Source organism: Kitasatospora sp. NPDC048239 (assembly GCF_043202015.1).
GTDB lineage: Bacteria > Actinomycetota > Actinomycetes > Streptomycetales > Streptomycetaceae > Kitasatospora.
Window position 1 is genome coordinate 157,828 of the sequence record NZ_JBICZP010000008.1, and the last position, 22,629, is coordinate 180,456.

General features: G+C 71.1%; 18 protein-coding genes. 12 read left to right on the top strand and 6 right to left on the bottom strand.

Annotated elements, in window-relative coordinates; genetic code table 11:
• The first annotated feature begins 71 nt into the window (after positions 1-71).
• The 11 genes from uvrA (at position 72) to ACGFZP_RS22790 (ending at position 13,251) form a co-directional block, all read left to right on the top strand.
• On the top strand, positions 72-2,984 hold the full coding sequence (gene uvrA / locus ACGFZP_RS22740; RefSeq protein WP_392935855.1) for an excinuclease ABC subunit UvrA: 2,913 nt from the start codon (positions 72-74) through the stop codon (positions 2,982-2,984).
• Between the two features lie 186 nt (positions 2,985-3,170).
• On the top strand, positions 3,171-3,647 hold the full coding sequence (locus ACGFZP_RS22745) for a Rieske (2Fe-2S) protein (RefSeq protein ID WP_392935861.1): 477 nt from the start codon (positions 3,171-3,173) through the stop codon (positions 3,645-3,647).
• 42 nt (positions 3,648-3,689) lie between these two features.
• The gene (gene uvrC / locus ACGFZP_RS22750) at positions 3,690-5,807 is read left to right on the top strand and encodes an excinuclease ABC subunit UvrC (RefSeq protein ID WP_392935863.1); all 2,118 of its coding nucleotides are present in this window, start codon (positions 3,690-3,692) and stop codon (positions 5,805-5,807) included.
• Between the two features lie 124 nt (positions 5,808-5,931).
• On the top strand, positions 5,932-6,837 hold the full coding sequence (rapZ, locus tag ACGFZP_RS22755; RefSeq protein WP_392935865.1) for an RNase adapter RapZ: 906 nt from the start codon (positions 5,932-5,934) through the stop codon (positions 6,835-6,837).
• Between the two features lie 64 nt (positions 6,838-6,901).
• Complete coding sequence (yvcK, locus tag ACGFZP_RS22760) at positions 6,902-7,999, top strand: uridine diphosphate-N-acetylglucosamine-binding protein YvcK (protein WP_392935867.1); 1,098 nt, start codon at positions 6,902-6,904, stop codon at positions 7,997-7,999.
• Positions 7,990-8,970 carry a DNA-binding protein WhiA gene (gene whiA / locus ACGFZP_RS22765; protein ID WP_387941660.1) on the top strand — a complete coding sequence of 327 codons (981 nt, stop codon included), beginning with the start codon at positions 7,990-7,992 and terminating at the stop codon, positions 8,968-8,970. Before yvcK ends, whiA begins: the two co-directional genes overlap by 10 nt.
• A gap of 310 nt (positions 8,971-9,280) precedes the next feature.
• A complete protein-coding gene (gap, locus tag ACGFZP_RS22770; protein WP_392935869.1) occupies positions 9,281-10,285 on the top strand; it encodes a type I glyceraldehyde-3-phosphate dehydrogenase in 1,005 nt (334 codons plus the stop codon).
• Between the two features lie 153 nt (positions 10,286-10,438).
• Positions 10,439-11,644 (top strand): phosphoglycerate kinase, encoded by a 1,206-nt coding sequence (locus tag ACGFZP_RS22775; protein ID WP_392935872.1) that lies wholly within the window; start codon positions 10,439-10,441, stop codon positions 11,642-11,644.
• A gap of 4 nt (positions 11,645-11,648) precedes the next feature.
• A complete protein-coding gene (gene tpiA / locus ACGFZP_RS22780) occupies positions 11,649-12,434 on the top strand; it encodes a triose-phosphate isomerase (RefSeq protein WP_392935874.1) in 786 nt (261 codons plus the stop codon).
• An 88-nt stretch (positions 12,435-12,522) separates the two neighbouring features.
• Complete coding sequence (gene secG, locus ACGFZP_RS22785) at positions 12,523-12,759, top strand: preprotein translocase subunit SecG (RefSeq protein ID WP_387941652.1); 237 nt, start codon at positions 12,523-12,525, stop codon at positions 12,757-12,759.
• A 204-nt stretch (positions 12,760-12,963) separates the two neighbouring features.
• A complete protein-coding gene (locus tag ACGFZP_RS22790) occupies positions 12,964-13,251 on the top strand; it encodes an RNA polymerase-binding protein RbpA (protein ID WP_063349510.1) in 288 nt (95 codons plus the stop codon).
• A gap of 139 nt (positions 13,252-13,390) precedes the next feature.
• On the opposite strand, the gene pgl is transcribed toward ACGFZP_RS22790, so the two are convergent.
• The 5 genes from pgl to tkt all read right to left on the bottom strand — a co-directional run bounded on the left by pgl (position 13,391) and on the right by tkt (position 20,446).
• Complete coding sequence (pgl, locus tag ACGFZP_RS22795) at positions 13,391-14,179, bottom strand: 6-phosphogluconolactonase (RefSeq protein WP_392935877.1); 789 nt, start codon at positions 14,177-14,179, stop codon at positions 13,391-13,393.
• Between the two features lie 58 nt (positions 14,180-14,237).
• Positions 14,238-15,497: a glucose-6-phosphate dehydrogenase assembly protein OpcA gene (gene opcA, locus ACGFZP_RS22800; RefSeq protein WP_392935880.1), complete on the bottom strand. Its 1,260-nt coding sequence runs from the start codon at positions 15,495-15,497 to the stop codon at positions 14,238-14,240.
• The gene (zwf, locus tag ACGFZP_RS22805; protein WP_392936334.1) at positions 15,494-17,050 is read right to left on the bottom strand and encodes a glucose-6-phosphate dehydrogenase; all 1,557 of its coding nucleotides are present in this window, start codon (positions 17,048-17,050) and stop codon (positions 15,494-15,496) included. Before zwf ends, opcA begins: the two co-directional genes overlap by 4 nt.
• A 61-nt stretch (positions 17,051-17,111) precedes the next feature.
• On the bottom strand, positions 17,112-18,251 hold the full coding sequence (gene tal, locus ACGFZP_RS22810) for a transaldolase (RefSeq protein ID WP_392935882.1): 1,140 nt from the start codon (positions 18,249-18,251) through the stop codon (positions 17,112-17,114).
• Positions 18,252-18,346: 95 nt separating this feature from the next.
• Entirely contained in the window at positions 18,347-20,446 is a 2,100-nt protein-coding gene (gene tkt, locus ACGFZP_RS22815) for a transketolase (RefSeq protein ID WP_392935885.1), read from the bottom strand.
• Positions 20,447-20,902: 456 nt separating this feature from the next.
• Here tkt and ACGFZP_RS22820 point away from each other — a divergent pair, with 456 nt between their 5' ends.
• On the top strand, positions 20,903-21,844 hold the full coding sequence (locus ACGFZP_RS22820) for a heme o synthase (RefSeq protein WP_392935887.1): 942 nt from the start codon (positions 20,903-20,905) through the stop codon (positions 21,842-21,844).
• Positions 21,845-21,916: 72 nt separating this feature from the next.
• On the opposite strand, the gene ACGFZP_RS22825 is transcribed toward ACGFZP_RS22820, so the two are convergent.
• Positions 21,917-22,558: a DUF2461 domain-containing protein gene (locus tag ACGFZP_RS22825; RefSeq protein ID WP_392935889.1), complete on the bottom strand. Its 642-nt coding sequence runs from the start codon at positions 22,556-22,558 to the stop codon at positions 21,917-21,919.
• Positions 22,559-22,629 lie beyond the last annotated feature (71 nt).

Sequence of the window (22,629 nt, forward strand, 5' to 3'; positions counted from 1 at the left end):
GCTGCCGCATCCTGGAAGAAGTACACCTCTCACGCACGTCCTCCTCGCCCCGGAGAAAGGCGCCAGAAGCAGTGGCCGACCGCCTCATCGTCCGCGGTGCTCGCGAGCACAATCTCAAGAACGTCTCGCTCGACCTGCCCCGCGACTCCCTCATCGTCTTCACGGGCCTCTCCGGGTCCGGCAAGTCCTCGCTGGCCTTCGACACGATCTTCGCCGAGGGGCAGCGCCGCTACGTCGAGTCGCTGTCCTCCTACGCCCGGCAGTTCCTCGGGCAGATGGACAAGCCCGACGTCGACTTCATCGAGGGCCTCTCCCCGGCCGTCTCGATCGACCAGAAGTCCACCAACCGCAACCCGCGCTCCACCGTCGGCACCATCACCGAGGTGTACGACTACCTGCGCCTGCTGTTCGCGCGGATCGGCAAGCCGCACTGCCCGCACTGCAGCCGCCCGATCGCCAAGCAGTCCCCGCAGGCCATTGTCGACAAGGTGCTGGAGCTCGCCGAGGGCACCCGGTTCCAGGTGCTCAGCCCGGTGGTGCGCGAGCGCAAGGGCGAGTTCGTCGACCTCTTCGCCGACCTCCAGTCCAAGGGCTACGCCCGCGCCCGGGTGGACGGCGAGACGATCCAGCTGGCCGAGCCGCCCAAGCTCAAGAAGCAGGAGAAGCACACCGTCGAGGTGGTCATCGACCGCCTCACCGTCAAGGAGGGCGCCAAGCGCCGCCTGACGGACTCGGTGGAGACGGCCCTGCGGCTCGGCGGCGGCATGGTGGTGCTCGACTTCGTCGACCTCCCGGAGGACGACCCGGAGCGCGAGCGGATGTACTCCGAGCACCTCTACTGCCCCTACGACGACGTGTCGTTCGAGGAGCTGGAGCCGCGCTCGTTCTCCTTCAACTCGCCGTTCGGCGCCTGCCCGGACTGCTCGGGCCTGGGCAACCGGATGGAGGTGGACCCGGAGCTGGTCATCCCCGACGAGGAGCGCTCGCTCGACGAGGGGGCCATCCACCCGTGGTCCGGCGGCCACACCAAGGAGTACTTCCAGCGCCTGATCGACGCGCTCGCGGGCGAGCTGGGCTTCCGTACCGACATCCCCTGGGCCGGGCTGCCGGCCCGCGCCAAGAAGGCGCTGCTGTACGGGCACAAGCACCAGGTCGAGGTGCGCTACCGCAACCGCTACGGGCGGGACCGGTCCTACACCACGGGCTTCGAGGGCGCCGTCCCGTTCATCCAGCGCCGGCACCAGGAGGCGGAGAGCGACAGCAGCCGCGAGCGCTTCGAGGGCTACATGCGCGAGGTGCCCTGCCCCACCTGCCAGGGCACCAGGCTCAAGCCGGTGGTGCTCGCGGTCACCGTCGAGGGCCGGTCCATCGCGGACGTCTCGGCGATGTCGATCAGCGACTGCTCGGACTTCCTCGGCGCGATGAAGCTCAACGCCCGGGACAAGCAGATCGCCGAGCGGGTCCTCAAGGAGGTCAACGAGCGGCTGCGCTTCCTGGTCGACGTCGGCCTGGACTACCTGTCGCTGAACCGCGCGGCGGGCACCCTGTCCGGCGGCGAGGCCCAGCGCATCCGGCTGGCCACCCAGATCGGCTCCGGCCTGGTCGGCGTGCTCTACGTGCTGGACGAGCCGTCCATCGGCCTGCACCAGCGCGACAACCACCGGCTGATCGAGACCCTGGTCCGCCTCCGGGACATCGGCAACACCCTGATCGTCGTCGAGCACGACGAGGACACCATCAAGATGGCCGACTGGGTGGTCGACATCGGCCCGGGCGCGGGTGAGCACGGCGGCAGGGTGGTGCACTCCGGCTCGATGAAGCAGCTGCTCGCCAACAAGGAGTCGCTGACCGGCCAGTACCTCTCCGGCAAGCGCTCCATCCCGATCCCGGCGACCCGCCGCGAGCGGGACAGGAAGCGCCAGCTGACGGTGCACGGCGCCCGCGAGCACAACCTCAAGGACGTCACGGTCGGCTTCCCGCTCGGCACCTTCACCGCGATCACCGGGGTCTCCGGCTCGGGCAAGTCGACGCTGGTCAACGACATCCTCTACACCCACCTCGCCCGGGAGCTGAACGGCGCCCGCAGCGTGCCCGGCCGGCACACCCGGATCACCGGCACCGACCTGGTGGACAAGGTGGTGCACGTCGACCAGTCGCCGATCGGCCGCACCCCGCGCTCCAACCCGGCGACGTACACCGGGGTGTTCGACCACGTCCGCCGGCTCTTCGCGGAGACGCAGGAGGCCAAGGTCCGCGGCTACCTGCCCGGCCGGTTCTCCTTCAACGTGAAGGGCGGCCGCTGCGAGAACTGCTCCGGCGACGGCACCATCAAGATCGAGATGAACTTCCTGCCCGACGTCTACGTGCCGTGCGAGGTCTGCCACGGCGACCGGTACAACCGGGAGACGCTGGAGGTGCACTACAAGGGCAAGTCCATCGCCGAGGTGCTCAACATGCCGATCGAGGAGGCGCTGGACTTCTTCGAGGCCGTCCCGGCGATCGCCCGGCACCTCAGGACGCTCAACGACGTCGGCCTCGGCTACGTCCGGCTCGGCCAGTCCGCTCCGACGCTCTCCGGCGGCGAGGCGCAGCGCGTCAAGCTCGCCTCGGAGCTGCAGAAGCGCTCCACCGGGCGGACGGTCTACGTGCTCGACGAGCCCACCACCGGTCTGCACTTCGAGGACATCAGCAAGCTGATCAAGGTGCTCTCCGGGCTGGTGGAGAAGGGCAACACGGTCATCGTCATCGAGCACAACCTCGATGTGATCAAGACCGCCGACTGGATCGTCGACATGGGCCCCGAAGGCGGCTCCGGCGGCGGTTCGGTGGTCGCCGAGGGCACCCCGGAGCAGATCGCCGCGGTGTCGGAGAGCCACACCGGCAAGTTCCTGCGGGACATCCTGCCGGGTGGGTTCGCCGACGCCCCGGTCGCCCCGGTGAAGGCGAAGGCACCGCGCAAGCGGGCCGCCGCCGCGAAGAAGTAGGCGCCCACGGGGTCGGCCGTACCGGGGATCACCGGTACGGCCGACCCTGCGGCGCATAGACTTCCGCCGGACCGGACCGGCCACCCGGGCCTGCCGCGTGGGCCCGCACCGCCGACCCGCACCGCAGACCCGCCACCCCGACCGGCCGTCGTCGAGCAGCCGTCACCGACCCAGGAGCACGCACCGATGTCCGAGGCCTTTGAGAGCCCCGCCGCCTCCCGCCGTACCGTGCTCTGCGGAGCCGCCGCCGTGCTTGCCGCCGGTGGTGCGGTCGCGGTCACCGGGTGCGCCTCCTCGGGCTCCGGCTCCTCCTCCTCCGGCTCCGGGTCCGCCGGGTCCGCCAAGGGCGGGCTCAAGGATCCCGTGGTGGTCGGCCCGGCCGCCGACATCCCGGTCGGCGGCGGCAAGGTCTTCCGCGAGCAGAAGGTCGTCGTCACCCAGCCCTCGCCCGGCACATACGAGGCCTTCAGCGCGGTCTGCACCCACGCCGGATGCGTGGTGGACAAGGTCGAGAACCAGCTGATCAAGTGCCCCTGCCACGGCAGCACCTTCAACGCCACCACCGGCGCCCGCGTCGAGGGCCCGGCCCCCACGGGGCTTCCCCAGTACCAGGCGGAGGTCCAGGGCACCGACATCAAGGTGTCCCCGCGATCCAGCAGTTGATCTCGACTCCACGCCGTCGGCGCGACTCGGTACGGTGGACCCATGGCTGACCCGTCCACCTACCGACCGTCCCCGGGAGCGATCCCGACCTCCCCGGGGGTGTACAAGTTCCGCGACGCCCACGGGCGGGTCATCTACGTGGGGAAGGCCAAGAGCCTGCGGCCCCGGCTGTCGTCCTACTTCCAGGACCTCGCCGGGCTGCACCCGCGCACCGCGACGATGGTCACCACCGCGGCCTCGGTGGAGTGGACGGTGGTCGCCACCGAGGTCGAGGCGCTCCAGCTGGAGTACTCCTGGATCAAGGAGTTCGACCCCCGCTTCAACGTCAAGTACCGCGACGACAAGAGCTATCCGGAGCTGGCGGTCACCCTCAACGAGGAGTACCCGCGGGTCCAGGTGATGCGCGGTGCGCACAAGAAGGGCGTGCGCTACTTCGGCCCCTACGGGCACGCCTGGGCGATCCGCGAGACCGTCGACCTGATGCTGCGGGTCTTCCCCGTCCGCACCTGCTCCAACGGCGTGTTCAAGCGCGCGGCGCAGGTCGGCCGCCCCTGTCTGCTCGGCTACATCGGCAAGTGCGCCGCGCCCTGCGTCGGCAAGGTCAGCGCGGACGAACACCGGGCGCTCGCCGAGGAGTTCTGCGACTTCATGGCCGGGCGCACCGGCAACTACCTGCGCCGGCTGGAAGAGCAGATGCAGGAGGCCGCCGCCGAGCTGGAGTACGAGAAGGCGGGCCGGCTGCGCGACGACATCGGGGCGCTCAGGCGCGCGATGGAGAAGAACGCGATCGTCCTCGCCGACGCCACCGACGCCGACCTGCTCGCCCTCGCGGAGGACGAACTGGAGGCCGCCGTCCAGATCTTCCACGTGCGCGGCGGCCGGGTGCGCGGACAGCGCGGCTGGGTCACCGACAAGGTCGAGGACGTCGACACCGCCGGCCTGGTCGAGCACGCGCTCCAGCAGCTCTACGGGGGCGGCACCGAGTCCGTCCCGCGCGAGGTCCTGGTGCCGGCGCTGCCCGAGCCGGTCGGACCGGTCAAGGAGTGGCTGGCCGGACTGCGCGGCAGCCAGGTCGACCTGCGCATCCCGCAGCGCGGCGACAAGAAGGACCTGATGGCCACCGTGCAGCGCAACGCCCTCCAGGCGCTGGCCCTGCACAAGACCAAGCGCGCCTCCGACCTCACCACCCGCAGCCGCGCCCTCCAGGAGATCGCCGACGCGCTGGAGCTGGACTCCGTCCCGCTGCGCATCGAGTGCTTCGACATCTCCCACCTCCAGGGCGAGGACGTGGTCGCCTCGATGGTGGTCTTCGAGGACGGCCTGGCCCGCAAGAGCGAGTACCGGCGCTTCCAGATCAAGGGCTTCGAGGGCCAGGACGACGTCCGCTCGATGCACGAGGTGATCAGCCGCCGCTTCCGCCGCTACCTCCAGGAGCGCGAGCAGACCGGCGAGTGGGCCGTCCCCGAGGCCGACGACCCGGGCGGCCAGGACGCCGTCGGCTCGGACACCGGTCATGACGCCGCCGGCCAGGACGCAGGCCAGGACACCGGCCCCGACGTCGCGGGGACCAGGGACGAGACCGGGCGCCCGCGCCGCTTCGCCTACCCGCCGCAGCTGCTGGTGGTCGACGGCGGCCAGCCGCAGGTCGCGGCCGCCCAACGGGCCCTGGACGAACTCGGCATCGACGACATCGCCCTGTGCGGCCTGGCCAAGCGCCTGGAGGAGGTCTGGCTGCCGGGCGAGGACGACCCGGTGGTGCTGCCGCGCAGCAGCGAGGGCCTCTACCTGCTCCAGCGGGTCCGCGACGAGGCGCACCGCTTCGCGATCGGCTACCAGCGCAACAAGCGTTCCAAGCGACTCACCGCCGGGGAGCTGGACTCCGTCCCCGGCCTCGGCGAGACTCGCCGCCAGGCGCTGCTCAAGCACTTCGGCTCGTTGAAGAGGCTCCGGGCGGCCACCGTCGACGAACTCTGCGCCGTACCCGGCATCGGACGGCGGACGGCGGAAACTGTTGCGGCAGCGTTGTCGTCCCGTCCACCCGCGGCACTCGCCGTGAACACCGCCACGGGCGAGATCATCGATGACAGCGCCGACGTGGCCGTCGGGCCGGCGCGCGCAGTGCCCGAGACCCAGACCGCACCATCCCAGGAGACGCCATGACGGCCGACGCCGCCCGTCAGCCGGTGCGCCCTGCATTCGCCCGTCCGAGTGAGACGGGGAAGCCTGGCCGCACCGCGCGCGTTCTCCTCAGCAGAACCATCGAGAGCGGGGAACCGAAGTGACCGTGTCCGATCATGGGGGTACCACCCGGCCGGAGGCCGGGGGAGAGAACACCCCGGAGCTGGTGATCATCTCCGGCATGTCCGGAGCCGGCCGATCAACCGCCGCGAAGTGCCTGGAGGACCTGGGCTGGTTCGTGGTGGACAACCTGCCGCCGGCCCTCATCCCGACCATGGTCGACCTCGGCGCCCGCTCCCAGGGCAACGTGGCCAGGATCGGCGCCGTGGTGGACGTCCGGGGCCGGCAGTTCTTCGACGACCTGCTCACCTCGCTGGACGAGCTGGAGAAGCGCGGCGTCCGGCTCAGCGTGGTGTTCCTGGACAGCTCGGACGACGCCTTGGTGCGCCGCTTCGAGAGCGTCCGGCGCCCGCACCCGCTGCAGGCCGACGGCCGGATCGTCGACGGCATCGCCCAGGAGCGGGACCTCCTGCGCGAGCTGCGCGGCGAGGCCGACCTGGTGATCGACACCTCCAACCTCAACGTCCACCAGCTGCGCGCCAAGCTCGACGCCCAGTTCGCCGACCACGACGAGCCCGAGCTGCGGGCCACCGTGATGTCCTTCGGCTTCAAGTACGGTCTTCCGGTCGACGCCGACCTTGTGGTGGACTGTCGCTTCCTGCCGAACCCGCACTGGGTCCCCGAGCTGCGTGCCCGTACCGGCACCGACAGTGATGTCGCCGACTACGTGTTCCAGCAGCCCGGAGCCAACGAGTTCCTCAACGGGTACGCCGAGCTGCTGCGGATCGTCACCGAGGGGTACCGCCGCGAGGGGAAGCGCTACATGACGCTTGCCGTAGGCTGCACCGGTGGCAAGCACCGCAGCGTCGCGATGTCCGAGCGCCTGACGAAGCGTCTCATCGCGGACGGCGTCGAAACGGTGCTCGTCCACCGTGACATGGGACGGGAGTAGCCGCCGTAACCCTGCCGGGCCGCCGGCGGAGACCGGCGGCCGGCAAAGGGAACGCGAGGTAGGTGTGACGGGATACGTGCCCGGGCGGCAGCTTCAGCACAGGGCCGCCGATCGGACAGGAGTCCCGGCGCGCACCGCCACGCCCGGTCGGGCGCGCACCAGCCCGGCCCGCACCAACCCGGCACCCAGAATCACCGCCCTCGGCGGCGGCCAGGGCCTGTCCGCCTCGCTGTCCGCGCTGCGCCGGCTCACCAGCGACCTCACCGCCGTGGTCACCGTCGCCGACGACGGCGGCTCCAGCGGACGGCTGCGCGAGGAGCTGGGCGTGCTGCCCCCGGGGGACCTGCGCAAGGCGCTGGCCGCCCTCTGCGGGGACGACGACTGGGGCCGCACCTGGTCCGAGGTGATCCAGCAGCGCTTCACCGGCAGCGGTGAGCTGGGCGGCCACGCGGTGGGCAACCTGCTGATCGTCGCCCTCTGGGAGAAGCTGGGCGATCCGGTCGCCGCCCTGGACTGGGTGGGCCGGCTGCTGAACGTCCAGGGCCGGGTCCTGCCGATGTCGGCCGTCCCGCTGGACATCGAGGCGGTCGTCCGCGGCCACGACCCGGACCGGCCCGGCGAGCTGTCCGCCGTGCGCGGCCAGGCCAGCGTGGCGGTCACGCCCGGCACCGTGCAGTCGATCCGGCTGCTGCCGGACGAGCCGCCGGCCGTCCCGCAGGCCGTCACCGCCGTCCGGGAGGCGGACTGGGTGGTGCTCGGCCCCGGCTCCTGGTTCACCAGCGTGCTGCCGCACCTGCTGGTGCCCGAGCTGGCCGAGGCCCTCACCGAGACCCGCGCCCGCCGCCTGCTCACCCTGAACCTGGCCCCCCAGCCCGGCGAGACCGAGGGCTTCACCCCGCAGCGCCACCTGGAGGTCATCGCCGACCACGCCCCCGGCCTCGCGGTGGATGCGATCCTGGTGGACGAGCGGGCCGTCACCGGCGGCGCGTTCGGCCAGGCCGACCTGGCCGGGCTGGAGAAGGCCGCCGAGCGGATGGGCGCGGCCCTGGTGCTCGGGCAGGTCGCCCGCACCGACGGCTCGCCGCGACACGACCCGGAGCTGTTGGCAGCCGCGTACGACCGGATTTTCCGGACACATGGAAGGATCGGGCCATGGCGATGACTCCAGCGGTGAAGGACGAAATCAGCCGGCTCCCGGTCACGAGGGCCTGCTGCCGCAAGGCGGAGGTGTCGGCGATCCTGCGTTTCGCGGGCGGGCTCCACATCGTGAGCGGCCGCATCGTGATCGAGGCGGAGCTGGACACGGGCGCGGCGGCCCGGCGACTGCGCAAGGACCTGCTGGAGATCTTCGGACACTCCTCGGACCTGGTGGTGATGGCTCCCGGCGGCCTGCGCCGGGGCAGCCGTTACGTGGTGCGGGTGGTCAAGGACGGCGAGCTGCTGGCTCGGCAGACCGGACTCGTCGACGGGCGGGGCCGGCCGATCCGGGGCCTGCCCCCGGCCGTCGTCTCCGGCGCGACCTGCGACGCCGAGGCGGCCTGGCGGGGTGCCTTCCTGGCGCACGGCTCGCTCACCGAGCCCGGCCGGTCCTCCTCGCTGGAGATCACCTGCCCCGGATCCGAGGCGGCCCTCGCCCTGGTCGGCGCGGCCCGCCGGCTCGGCATCCCCGCCAAGGCCCGCGAGGTGCGCGGCGTCGACCGGGTGGTCATCCGCGACGGCGACGCCATCGGCGCGCTGCTGACCCGCCTGGGCGCCCACGAGTCCGTGCTGGCCTGGGAGGAGCGCCGGATGCGGCGCGAGGTCCGCGCCACCGCCAACCGCCTGGCCAACTTCGACGACGCCAACCTGCGCCGCTCGGCCCGCGCCGCGGTCGCGGCCGGCGCCCGGGTGCAGCGCGCGCTGGAGATCCTCGGCGAGGAGGTGCCGGAGCACCTGGCCGCCGCCGGCCAGCTGCGGATGCAGCACAAGCAGGCCTCGCTGGAGGAGCTGGGGGCGCTGGCCGATCCGCCGCTGACCAAGGACGCGGTGGCCGGCCGGATCCGCCGCCTGCTGGCGATGGCCGACAAGCGCGCCTCGGAGCTGGGACTGCCCAGCACGGAGGCGAACCTGACCGACGAGATGGCGATGAACTAGGCCCCGTTCTAGCGCAATCCCGTCTCACAGAGTGAACGGCCGGCGTCCTGGATCATGGACGCCGGCCGTTTCGCGTCCGAACTTCCCGAAGGGCCGGTTTTGCGGCCCGCTCCGATGGCCTGGACCAACTGCCGCCGGAGCCAAGGGTGGAAGCCCTGCTCGGGCCCTCTTGACACGCCACGCCAAGGTGTCCCACCCGGGCTGATGTGCCCTCCCAGCCTTGGGAGAGGTAGGGTCATGGGTGGTCGGGGACATCCCAAATTCCACCCCGTCGGCATAGTTCCGGCGTACCTAACGAGGAGATCGGTTCGTGACGATCCGGGTAGGCATCAACGGATTCGGCCGCATCGGCCGCAACTTCTTCCGGGCGGTTCAGTCCCAGGGCGCGGACATCGAGATCGTCGGTGTCAACGACCTCACCGACACCAAGACGCTGGCGCACCTGCTCAAGTACGACTCGATCCTGGGCACCTTCCCGGGCGAGGTCTCGCACACCGAGAACAGCATCACCGTCAACGGCAAGACCTTCAAGGTCATCGCCGAGCGCGACCCGGCCAACCTCCCCTGGGGCGAGCTGGGCGTGGACATCGTGATCGAGTCCACCGGCATCTTCACCAAGGCCGAGGCGGCCAAGAAGCACGTCACCGCCGGTGCCAAGAAGGTCATCATCTCGGCGCCCGCCACCGACGAGGACGTCACCATCGTGATGGGCGTCAACGACGAGAAGTACGACGCCGCGAAGCACACCGTCATCTCCAACGCCTCCTGCACCACCAACTGCGTGGCGCCGCTGGCCAAGGTGCTGAACGAGAACTTCGGCATCGTCAAGGGTCTGATGACCACGGTGCACGCGTACACCAACGACCAGGTCACCCTGGACTTCCCGCACAAGGACCTGCGTCGCGCCCGCGCCGCCGCCCTGAACATCATCCCGACCTCCACCGGTGCCGCCAAGGCCACCGCGCTGGTGCTGCCGGAGCTGAAGGGCAAGCTGGACGGCACCTCGCTGCGCGTCCCGGTCCCGACCGGTTCGATCACCGACCTGGTCGTCACCCTCGAGCGCGACGTCACCGTCGAGGAGGTCAACGCCGCCTTCCAGAAGGCGTCCGAGGGCTCGCTCAAGGGCATCCTGCAGTACACCGAGGACCCGATCGTCTCCTCCGACATCGTGAACTCGCCGTTCTCCACGATCTTCGACTCGCTGATGACCATGGTTCAGGGCAACCAGGTCAAGGTCTTCGGCTGGTACGACAACGAGTGGGGCTACTCCAACCGCCTCGTCAACCTGACCTCCCTCGTCGGCGGCCAGCTCTGACGCAGCGGGAGCTGACGTGAAGTAAGGGGGGAGGGCCCGGACGACTGCGCACCACCGTCCGGGCCCTCCCCCTGCGCCAACCCTCAACTCCCTGGCGGCCCGCCGTCGTGCCGCCGACCGCAGCGCCCGTATCTCCCCAGGAGACCGAAGACAGTGAAGACCATCGAAGACCTCGACGTCACCGGCAAGCGCGTGTTCGTGCGCGCGGACCTGAACGTCCCGCTGTCCGACGGCACGATCACCGACGACGGCCGGATCCGCGCCGTCGCCCCGACCATCGCCAAGCTCGTTGAGCGCGGCGCGAAGGTCGTCGTCGCCTCCCACCTCGGCCGCCCCAAGGGCGAGCCGGACCCGCAGTTCTCCCTCGCGCCGGTGGCCGTCCGCCTCGGCGAGATCCTCGGCACGTCGGTGGCGTTCGCGACCGACACCGTGGGCGAGAGCGCGAAGGCCACCGTCGCCGCCCTGGCCGACGGCGAGGTCACGCTGCTTGAGAACCTGCGCTTCAACGCCGGTGAGACCAGCAAGGACGACGCCGAGCGCGGCGCCTTCGCCGACGAGCTGGCGGCCCTGGCCGACCTGTACGTCGGTGACGGCTTCGGCGCCGTGCACCGCAAGCACGCCTCGGTGTACGACCTGCCGGCCCGCCTGCCGCACGCCGTCGGCGACCTGATCGCCACCGAGGTGGGCGTCCTCAAGCGGCTCACCGAGGAGGTCGAGCGCCCCTACGTGGTCGTGCTCGGCGGCTCCAAGGTGTCCGACAAGGTCGGCGTGATCGACAACCTGCTCGGCAAGGCCGACCGCATCCTGATCGGCGGCGGGATGGCGTACACCTTCCTGTACGCGCTGGGTCACGAGGTCGGGCTCTCGCTGCTTCAGAAGGACCAGGTCGACACCGTCCTGGAGTACCTGGAGCGGGCGAAGGAGAACGGCGTCGAGTTCGTGCTGCCGGTGGACGTCGCGGTCTCCGGGAAGTTCCCCGACACCAAGACGCACGCCCCGGTCGAGGACTTCGCGGTCGTCGACGCGGACGCGATCCCGGCGGACAAGGAGGGCCTGGACATCGGCCCGAAGACCCGGGCGCTCTTCGCGGAGAAGCTGGCCGACGCCAAGACGGTGTTCTGGAACGGCCCGGTGGGCGTCTTCGAGCACCCGGCGTTCGCCGAGGGCACCAAGGCCGTCGCGCAGGCTCTACTCGACAGCGACGCGTTCACCGTGGTCGGTGGCGGCGACTCCGCCGCGGCCGTTCGCATCCTGGGCTTCGACGAGACGAAGTTCGGGCACATCTCGACCGGCGGTGGCGCGAGCCTCGAGTACCTGGAGGGCAAGACCCTCCCCGGTCTCGCCGCCCTGGAAGGCTGAGGCAATGACTGAGCGTCTCCCGCTGATGGCGGGCAACTGGAAGATGAACCTCAACCACCTTGAGGCCATCCAGCACACCCAGAAGCTGGCCTTCGCGCTGGCCGACAAGGACTACGAGGCCGTCGAGGTCGCCGTCCTGGTGCCGTTCACCGACCTGCGCTCGGTGCAGACCCTGGTCGACGGCGACAAGCTGAAGATCAAGTACGGCTCGCAGGACATCTCGCAGCACGACTCCGGCGCGTACACCGGCGAGGTCTCCGGCCCGATGCTGGCCAAGCTGAAGTGCGCCTACGCGGTGATCGGCCACTCGGAGCGCCGCCAGTACCACGGCGAGAACGAGGAGATCGTCAACGCCAAGGTCAAGGCCGCCTACCGCAGCGGGATCACTCCGATCCTGTGCATCGGCGAGCCGCTGGACATCCGCAAGGCCGGCACCCACGTCGAGTACACGCTGGCCCAGCTCGACGGTGCCCTGCAGGACGTCCCGGCCTCCCAGGCCGAGTCCATCGTGGTCGCCTACGAGCCGGTCTGGGCGATCGGCACCGGCGAGGTGGCGACCCCCGAGGACGCCCAGGAGGTCTGCGCGGCGATCCGCCGGCGGATCGCCGAGCTGTACGACGCCGAGCTGGCCGACAAGGTCCGCGTGCTGTACGGCGGTTCGGTGAAGTCCTCCAGCGCGGCCGGCCTGATGGCCAAGCCCGACGTCGACGGCGGCCTGATCGGCGGTGCCTCCCTGGACGCCGACGAGTTCGTCAAGATCGTGCGTTACCGTGAGCAGGCAGTAGGCTAACGCCGCTGCAGCAACGTAGGCTTTGGGGCCGGACCGCATCTTGGCGGCCCGGCCCCTTCGCCGAAGATACGAGAGAGTTGGTCCCGTCGTGGTTCTCGGGTTCTCGATTGCCCTGATCATCTTCAGTCTGCTGATGATCCTCCTGGTGCTGCTGCACAAGGGGAAGGGCGGCGGTCTGTCGGACATGTTCGGCGGCGGCGCGATGTCCACCGGCGGCGGCTCGGCGGTGGCCGAGCGCAACCTGGACCGCATCACGATCATTGTGGGCGTTGGCTGGTTCGCATGCATCGTTGTGCTCGGCCTGGTGCTCAAGTACAAGAGCTGACGTATCTCTGACGCCCTGTCGCCCCGCGGCCTATGCTGGAACGGTCCGGGGCGGAGGCGGTGGTGGTGGAACCTTAACTGCTGCTTACACTAGGACGACTTTCGCCACCGGCGCGCACGCGGCGGGTCGGCGCACCAGCACGCAGGGAGTCAGACCGTGGCAAGTGGCAACGCCATCCGTGGCAGCAGGGTCGGAGCCGGCCCGATGGGTGAGGCGGAGCGCGGCGAGTCCGCCCCCCGCAACCGGATCACCTTCTGGTGTGCCAACAAGCACGAGACCCGTCCGAGCTTCGCCGCCGAGGCCGTCATCCCGGACACCTGGGACTGCCCGCGCTGCGGTTTCCCGGCCGGGCAGGACGAGCACAACCCGCCGGCCCCCTCGCGCAACGAGCCGTACAAGACCCACCTCGCGTACGTCCGCGAGCGGCGCACCGACGCCGACGGCGAGGCGATCCTCGCCGAGGCGCTGGCCAAGCTGCGCGGCGAGATCTGAGAGCACCCGTCGCAGTGCCCCGAGGCGGCTCTGCGCCGCGAGGCGGGCGGCGAACCGCAGGACGAACCACGGAAGGGCGTCACCGTTCGAGAACGGTGACGCCCTTCGTGTGTCGGCGCCCGGTCGGCGCCGGGGTCGCTCAGGCCGAGGACGGCGGGTACAGCTGGGGCGGGATCTGCGCCGCCGCGGCCCGGTCCAGCAGCCACAGGGTGCGGCCGCGCCCGTACGCGCCCGAGGCGGGCGCCTGGAGCTCGCCGGGGCCGGACAGGGCCAGCGCGACCGCGCCCGCCTTGTCCTCGCCCGCCGCCAGCAGCCAGACCTCGCGGGCCGCCCGGATGGCCGGGAGGGTCAGCGAGACCCGGGTGGGCGGGGGCTTGGGCGCGCCGCGCACGCCGACCACCGTCAGCTCGGTCTCCCGGACGCCCGGGTGCTCGGGGAAGAGCGAGGCGACATGGGTGTCCGGGCCGACGCCGAGCAGCAGCACGTCGAAGGCCGGGACGCCGAGCCGGTCGCCGGGGCCGGCCGCCTTCGCCAGCTCCTCCGCGTAGCGGGCTGCGGCGGCCTCGACGTCCGAGCCGTCCACGCCGTCCGAGGCGGGCATCTCGTGCACCCGCGCCGGGTCGAGCGGGACGGCGTCGAGCAGCTCCGCCCGGGCCTGGACGGCGTTGCGGTCCGGGTCCTGGGCGGGGACGAAGCGCTCGTCGCCCCACCAGAGGTCCAGCCGGGCCCAGTCGACCGCGTCCCGGGCCGGGGAGGCGGCGATGGCGGCCAGCAGGGCGTTGCCGTTGCGGCCGCCGGTGAGCACCACCGAGGCGGAGCCGCGGGCGGCCTGGGCGTCCACGATCCGGGTGATCAGCCGGGCCGCGGCCGCCTGGGCCATCAGCTCCTTGTCCCGGTGGACCACCAGCTGCGGGGTGGCGGCGGTCATCCGCGCACCTCGCCGGAGCCGCCCGGCCCGGGGCGGGCCGGGCGCCCGGCCCGCCCGCTCACGAGCCGCTCCGCTTGGTGGTGCGCTTGGCCGCGGGCTTCGCCGCCGCCTTGCCGGAGGCCTTGGTGGAGGCCTTCGCCGGGGTCTTGGCCGGTGCCGCCTTGGCCGGAGCCTTGGCGGGGGCCTTGGCGGGGGCCTTCTTCGCCGTGCCGGCCTTCTTGTCGGCGGGCTTCCCCGCCAGTGCCTCGGTGACCGGAACCTCGGTGACCGGAGCCTCGGCGGCGGCGGCCTCGGTGACCGGCACCTTGGCCGTCACCTGGACCGGCGCGGCCACGGCGGCCTCGGAGACCGACTGGGCGACCTTGCCCGCCGCCGCCGTCTCGGCGTTGTCCGGCTCGCGCAGCCGCTCGACGGGCGTGCGCACGGCCGACGCGTAGATGTCGTCCGGGTCGAGCCGGCGCAGCTCCTCGGCGATCAGCTCCGAGGTCTCGCGGCGCTTGAGCGCCACCTGGCGGTCCGGGGAGCCGGGCATCGAGAGCGTGCCCATCAGGCCGTCCGGCCGGTCCAGGGTGATGTCCCCGTCCTTGGTGCGCAGGTGCACCGCGGTGATGCCGGGGCCGCCGGTGACGACCCGCTCGACCGGTACGTGCAGCCGGTTGTGCAGCCAGAGGCCGAGCAGTTCGACGCTGGGGTTGTACGACTCGCCCTCGACCACCGCGGAGAGGATCGTGGCGGGCCGCTGGTCCAGCGCGGCGGCCAGCATCGAGCGCCAGCCGGTGATCCTGGTCCAGGCGAGGTCGGTGTCGCCCGGGGTGTAGCTCTGGGCCCGCTGGGCGAGCTGGCCGACCGGCGACTCGGCGGTGACCGCGTCGGTGATCCGGCGCTGGGCGATCGAGCCCAGCGGGTCCTGCGCGGGGTGCGCGGGGGAGTTCTCCGGCCACCAGACCACCACCGGGGCGTCCGGCAGCAGCAGCGGCAGGACGACCGACTGGGCGTGCGAGGCGAGCTCGCCGTGCATCCGCAGGACGACCGTCTCACCGGAGCCGGCGTCGGTGCCGACCAGGATCTCGGCGTCCAGGCGGGTCTCGGCGCGGGCCCGGGGCGAGCGCCCGGCGCGCTTGATGACCGCGAGGGTGCGCGAGGGGTGCTCGCGGGAGGCGTCGTTGGCGGCCTTGAGGGCGTCGTACGCGCTGCCCTCGTCGGTCACGATCACCAGGGTGAGCACCATGCCGGCGGCGGTGGAGCCGCTGGCCCGGCGGGCCTCCATCAGGGACGCGTTGATCTTGCTGGACGTGGTGTCCGTGAGGTCGATCTTCATGGCCGCCGCCAGCTCCTGCCGTCTCGTGCGAGCATCTCGTCCCCTTCGACGGGACCCCAGGTGCCCGCCGGGTACTGAGCGGGCTTGCCGTGGGTGTCCCAGTACGTCTCGATCGGGTCGAGGATCTGCCAGGACAGCTCGACCTCCTGGTGGCGCGGGAACAGGTTGGCGTCCCCGAGCAGCACGTCGAGGATGAGCCGCTCGTAGGCCTCGGGGCTGGACTCGGTGAAGGACTCGCCGTAGGCGAAGTCCATCGTGACGTCCCGGACCTCGAAGGAGGTGCCCGGCACCTTGGAGCCGAACCGCACCGTCACGCCCTCGTCCGGCTGGACCCGGATGACCAGGGCGTTCTGCCCCAGCTCCTCGGTCGCGTAGGAGTCGAACGGCAGGTACGGCGCCCGCTGGAAGACCACCGCGATCTCGGTGACCCGGCGGCCGAGCCGCTTGCCGGTGCGCAGGTAGAACGGCACACCCGCCCAGCGGCGGTTGTTGATCTCCAGCTTGATGGCCGCGTAGGTGTCGGTCGTGGAGTCCGGGTTGATGCCGTCCTCGTCGAGGTACCCGACGACCTCCTCGCCGCCCTGCCAGCCGGACGCGTACTGGCCGCGCACGGTGTGCTTGCCGAGGTCGGCCGGGAGCTTGACGGCGCTGAGCACCTTGAGCTTCTCGGCCACCAGCGCCTTGGGGTGGAAGGACGCCGGCTCCTCGATGGCGGTGAGCGCCATCAGCTGCAGCAGGTGGTTCTGGATGACGTCGCGGGCGGAGCCGATGCCGTCGTAGTAGCCGGCCCGGCCGCCGATGCCGATGTCCTCGGCCATGGTGATCTGCACGTGGTCGACGTACGACCGGTTCCAGATCGGCTCGAACATCTGGTTGGCGAAGCGGAGCGCCAGGATGTTCTGGACGGTCTCCTTGCCCAGGTAGTGGTCGATCCGGAAGACCTCGTCCCGGGGGAAGACCTCGTGGACGATCCGGTTCAGCTCCTGGGCGCTCTCCAGGTTGTGGCCGAAGGGCTTCTCGATGACGGCGCGGCGCCACGAGCCCTGCGGCGGGTCGGCCAGGCCGTGCTTCTTCAGCTGCTGGACGACGGTGGGGAAGAACTTCGGCGGGACGGACAGGTAGAAGGCGAAGTTGCCGCCCGTGCCCTGGGCCTTGTCGAGCTCCTGGATGGTCTCGCGGAGCTTGTCGAAGGCGTCGTCGTCGTCGAAGTTGCCCTGGACGAAGCGCATGCCCTTGGCGAGCTGCTGCCAGACCTCCTCGCGGAAGGGGGTCCGCGCGTGGTCCTTGACCGCGTCGTGGACCTCCTTGGCGAAGTCCTCGTCCTCCCACTCGCGGCGGGCGAAGCCGACGAGCGAGAAGCCCGGCGGCAGCAGGCCGCGGTTGGCCAGGTCGTAGATGGCCGGCATCAGCTTCTTGCGGGACAGGTCGCCGGTGACCCCGAAGATGACCAGGCCGGACGGCCCCGCGATGCGCGGGAGCCGCCGGTCTGCCGGGTCACGAAGCGGGTTGACGTGGGCCGGCGAGGCATCGCCCGCGTCCGAGTCCGATGTCAACTCAGGGAAATCAGTGCTCACTTGATGGGCTCCGCTTTCGTGCGCTGGCTGTGAGCAGGGGTCACTTCTCGTCGGCGAAGGAGGCGAGCGAGGCGGTGACGGTGTCGAGCAGCTCGTTCCAGGACTGCTCGAACTTCTCGACGCCCTCGTCCTCCAGGACCTGCACCACGTCGTCGTAGTCCACGCCGGCCGCGGCGATGGCGTCCATGACGGCCCTGGCGTCGGCGTAGTTGGGGACGATGGTGCCGCCGGTGACCACGCCGTGGTCGCCGGTGGCGTCCAGGGTGGCCTCGGGCATGGTGTTGACGGTGCCCGGGGCGACCAGCTCGGTGACGTACAGGGTGTCCGGCAGGGCCGGGTCCTTGACGCCGGTCGAGGCCCAGAGCGGGCGCTGCGGCTTGGCGCCGGCGGCCTCCAGGGCCTTCCAGCGGTCGCTGCCGGCGGCCTTGCCGTCGACGCTGCCGAAGACCTCCTCGTACGCCTGGTAGGCGAGGCGGGCGTTGGCCAGGGCGGCCTTGGACCGCAGCTGCCGGGCGTCGCCGCCGACCTTGTCCAGGCGCTTGTCGATCTCGGTGTCCACGCGGGACACGAAGAAGGAGGCGACCGACTCGATCTGGGAGAGGTCCAGGCCCTTGGCCTTGGCGGACTCCAGGCCGGTCAGGTAGGCGTCGATGACCGCGCGGTAGCGCTCCAGCGAGAAGATCAGCGTGACGTTGACGCTGATGCCCTTGCCGATGACCTCGCTGATCGCGGGCAGGCCGGCCTTGGTGGCGGGGATCTTGATGAAGACGTTCGGGCGGTCGACCAGCCACCACAGCTGCTTGGCCTCGGCGATGGTGGCGGCCGTCTCGTGGGCCAGGCGCGGGTCGACCTCGATGGAGACCCGGCCGTCGCGGCCGTTGGAGGCGTCGTAGACCGGGCGCAGCACGTCGGCCGCGTCGCGCACGTCCGAGGTGGTGATCATGCGGACGGCCTCGTCGGTGGTGACCTTGCGGACGGCGAGGTCGCGCAGCTGGCCGTCGTACGAGCTGTGCCCGCCGCCGATCGCCTTCTGGAAGATGGTCGGGTTGGTGGTGACGCCGACCACGTGCTTGTTCTGCACCAGCTCGGCGAGGTTGCCGGTGTTCAGCCGCTCGCGGCTGAGGTCGTCCAGCCAGATCGCCACGCCTTCGTCGCTGAGGCGCTTCAGTGCGTCAGTCATGGTGCTTCAGTCCTTTTTTTCTTGGCAGTCTGTCTGTGGGGTCGTCAGACCGGGCCGCGCGCCCGACGTGCGGGCCGGGCGCGCGGCCCACGGTGTCAGCGGTTGACGGCTTCGAGCGAGCGAAGCGCGTTGTGGGCCTCGGCGACGACCCGCTCGGAGGTCAGGCCGAACTCCTCGTAGAGCACCTTGTAGTCGGCGGAGGCGCCGAAGTGCTCCAGGGAGACGATCCGGCCGTGGTCGCCGACCAGCTCGCGCCAGCCCTGGGCGATGCCGGCCTCGACCGAGACCCGGGCCTTGACGGTGGGCGGCAGCACGCTGTCGCGGTACGCCTGGTCCTGCTCCTGGAACCACTCGAAGGACGGCAGCGAGACCACCCGGGTGGCGATGCCCTCGGCCTCCAGGACCTCGCGGGCCTTGACGGCCAGCTGGACCTCGGAGCCGGTGCCGAGCAGGATCACCTGCGGGACGCCGTTGGACGCCTCGGCCAGGATGTAGCCGCCCCTGGCGGTGCCCTCGGCGGAGCCGAAGGACTCGCGGTCGAAGGTCGGGACGTTCTGGCGGGTGAGCGCCAGGCCGACCGGGCCCGGGTGGGTGGTCTGCCGCTCGATCACGGTGCGCCAGGCGACGGCCGTCTCGTTGGCGTCGGCCGGGCGGACCATGGACAGGCCGGGGATGGCGCGCAGCGAGGCCAGGTGCTCGACCGGCTGGTGCGTCGGGCCGTCCTCGCCGAGGCCGATCGAGTCGTGCGTCCAGACGTAGGTGACCGGCAGCTTCATCAGCGCGGCCAGGCGGACGGCCGGGCGCATGTAGTCGGCGAAGACCAGGAAGGTGCCGCCGAAGACGCGGGTCCTCCCGTGCAGGGCGATGCCGTTCATGGTCGAGCCCATGGCGTGCTCGCGGATGCCGAAGTGGATGGTGCGGCCGTACGGGCTCGCACTCTTCAGCGGGTTGCCCTCGGGGAGGAAGGAGCTGTCCTCGTCGATGGTGGTGAGGTTGGACTCCGCGAGGTCGGCCGAGCCGCCCCACAGCTCCGGGATCACCGCGCCGAGCGCCTTGAGGGTCTCGCCGCTGGCCTTGCGGGTGGCGATCTCCTTGCCGGCCTCGAACGCCGGGACGGCCTTCTTCCAGCCCTCGGGCAGCTCGCCGGCCTGGATGCGGTCGAACTCGGCGGCGCGGTGCGGGTTGGCGGAGCGCCAGGCGGCGAAGGACTGCTCCCAGCCGGAGCGGTCGGCCTTGCCGCGCTTGATCACCAGGCGGGCGTGCTCGATCACCTTGTCGCTGACCTCGAAGGTCTTCTCCGGGTCGAAGCCCAGGACCTTCTTGGTGGCGGCGATCTCGGCGCCGCCGAGCGCGGAGCCGTGCGCCTTGGCGGTGTTCTGCGCGTCCGGGGCCGGCCAGGCGATGATGGTGCGCATCGCGATCATCGAGGGGCGGGCGGTCTCGGCCTTGGCCGCGGCCAGGGCGTCCGCGAGGGCCGCCACGTCGATGTCGCCGTTGGACTTCGGGGCGACCCGCTGGACGTGCCAGCCGTAGGCCTCGTAGCGCTTGAGGACGTCCTCGGAGAAGGCGGTCTCGGTGTCGCCCTCGATCGAGATGTGGTTGTCGTCGTACAGGGCGACGAGGTTGCCCAGCTTCTGGTGCCCGGCGAGCGAGGAGGCCTCGGCGGAGATGCCCTCCTCCAGGTCGCCGTCGGAGACGATGGCCCAGATGGTGTGGTCGAAGGGGGACTCGCCGGCCGCGGCGTCCGGGTCGAACAGGCCGCGCTCGTAACGGGCGGCCATCGCCATGCCCACCGCGTTGGCGATGCCCTGGCCGAGCGGGCCGGTGGTGGTCTCGACGCCTGCGGTGTGGCCGTGCTCCGGGTGGCCCGGGGTGCGGCTGCCGGCGACCCGGAAGGCCTTGAGGTCGTCCAGCTCCAGTCCGTAGCCGGACAGGTAGAGCTGGGTGTAGAGGGTCAGGCTGGTGTGCCCGGGGGAGAGGACGAACCGGTCGCGCCCCGCCCAGGCCGGGTCGGTCGGGTCGTGGCGCAGGAAGCGCTGGAAGATCAGGTACGCCGCGGGGGCCAGCGACATGGCCGTCCCGGGGTGTCCGTTGCCGACCTTCTGGACCGCGTCCATGGCCAGGACCCGGGCGGTGTCCACCGTCCGCTCGTCCAGCTCGGACCACTCGAATGCATTCGTCGGCGTCGTGCTCACCCTGTCTCAGGGCTCCTTCCGTATTGAAGAGTGACCCCGTGAAGGGGACCGGGTCGGCCACGTCGCTGTGGTCCGGACGCTTGGGTGGTGCCGGTCACGGAGGGTAGATCCCGCTTCTTCGGGCGAGCCTACCGTCCGGGCCGTGGCTCACCCTCCGTGCTGAGACAACGGGGAATTCCGTATGGCGATTCCCACGAGGGTTCGATGGGCGGTTTTGTCCCAGGCTCTCCCGGTTTCCCGGTGTCTGCCCGCCCGATGGTCAGGACGGGGGACCGGTGCCGCACGGGGCCGGGTTCGTCGGTTCACCCAGGGGTGTGCGTTCCGCCCCGCCGGGGGACCCCGGAGCCGGTGGGGAGATATGGAGCGTCTAAGGTGGCGTGGTACGCGCAGAGCGGACGATTCGGGAACTTCGTTCCCAGGGACGCCTGCGAAGCTTCATCTTCAGTTGGGGTGTTAGTGACCGCCGTCGAATCCCGTCCCGCCGGGGTCACCGGGGCGAAGCCTGCGCACCGGCCGTTCGGGGCCCGTGTCGGTGCGTTCGTCGCACTGACCAAGCCTCGGATCATCGAGCTGCTGCTGATCACCACCGTGCCGGTGATGTTCCTGGCGCAGCGCGGTGTCCCGGATCCGTTGCTGGTCCTGGAGGTGGTCGTCGGCGGCTACCTGTCGGCCGGCGGTGCCAACGCCCTCAACATGTACATCGACCGGGACATCGACGCGGTGATGTCGCGGACCGAGCGGCGGCCGATCGTCACCGGCATGGTCTCGCCGCGCGAGGCGCTGGTCTTCGGCATCACGCTGGCGATCGCCTCGACCGTCTGGCTGGGCGTCCTGGTCAACCCGCTCGCCTCGCTGCTGGCGCTGGCCGCACTCCTCTTCTACGTCTTCGTGTACACGCTCGGGCTGAAGCGGCGCACCGCGCAGAACATCGTCTGGGGCGGCATCGCCGGCTGCATGCCGGTGTTCGTCGGCTGGGCGGCCGTCACCAACACGGTGTCGTGGTCCGCGCTGGTGCTCTTCCTGGTCATCTTCTTCTGGACGCCGCCGCACTACTGGCCGCTGTCGATGAAGGTGCGCGAGGACTACGAGCGGGCCGGCGTGCCGATGCTGCCGGTGGTCAAGGGCAACCTGGCGGTCGCCAAGCAGATCGTCATCTACTCCTGGGTGATGGTCGCCGTCTCGATGGCGCTCTGGCCGCTGGCCGAGACCAGCTGGCTGTACCCCGTCTCGGCGCTGGTGCTGGGCGCGGCCTGGCTGAAGGAGGCGCACGGGCTGTACGCCCGGGCCAAGGCCGGGGTGGTGGGCGCGAAGCTGAAGGAGATGCGGCTGTTCCACTGGTCGATCACCTATCTGACGCTGCTCTTCGTGGTGATCGCGGTGGACCCGTTCGTGAAGTAGTCGTCACCCGCAGTGTTCGCGAGGGGCCCCGGTCGGTGACCGGGGCCCCTCGGCGTTCCTCCGGGCCGGGGCTCAGCGGGACGGCAGCGTGCTGGGCCCGACGTGGCCGTCCAGCCAGTCCTTGAGGGGTTGGGAGACCCGCAGGAAGCCGGTGATCCGGTCGTAGGCGGCGGGGGTGCCGAGCCAGGCCTCGGGCGGCCACTCCTGCCAGGCGACCAGGCCCTTGTGGCGCAGCAGCCCGATCCTCGGGTGGTCCTTGGGGTAGCCGCGCGGGGCGGTCTTCAGGGAGTCCCGGCCGACCACCTGCGGGCCGGCCCCGCTCACCCGGGCGATCACCCGCTCCAGCTCGGCGCCCGCGACGTCCTCGGCGACGGCGGACCGGTAGCGGTCCAGCTGGTCGGGGGCGAGCTGGTAGAGGCCGTTGCCGCAGGCCAGGCCGTCGGCGGAGAGCTGGATGTAGCCGCCCGCCTGGAGGTGGGCGCCGATGTGCGTCTTGTACGGGGACTTGTCGGCGCTGAACCGGACGTCGCGGTTGGGCCGGAAGATCTTGCCCGGGCCGAACTCCGGCTCCAGCCGGGCCAGCAGGTGCTCCATCGGCTCGCGGACGTCCTGCTCGTACCGGGCCTTGTGGTCCTGCCAGAAGGTCTTGGAGTTGTCGGCCTCCAGGTGCGCGTAGAAGTCGAGCGCCTCGGCGGGCCAGCCTTGAAAGGTCACCCCTCCAGTATGTGGTCCGGTGCACACGCCGCTCCCGTCGCGAGTCGCGCTACCGGTCGGTAGCATGCGGC